1 protein-coding gene is annotated in these 205 nt (G+C 66.3%); it reads left to right on the forward strand.

Annotation, left to right across the window (positions count from 1 at the left end; translation table 11 throughout):
- Window positions 1-205 (forward strand): hypothetical protein (locus AC0L2J_RS34845; RefSeq protein ID WP_473395989.1); only part of this gene is annotated, 205 nt, incomplete at both ends.

Raw genomic sequence — 205 nt, forward strand, 5'->3', positions numbered from 1 at the left:
ACGGTCACGAATGCGACGACCGGCACGATCGAAGTGCTGGCGAATGGCGCGCTGACGGTCGACCAGGGCTCGACGGTCGCGAATGCCGGCAACGTCACGGTCGATGCCAACGGCAAGCTGACGGTGACCGGGGCCACGATCAGCGGTGCTGGTACGGTCACGGACAACGGCGAGATCGACCTCACCGGCAACGCCGTTCTGAGCG

The organism is Bradyrhizobium sp. MV1.5 (genome assembly GCF_055807615.1).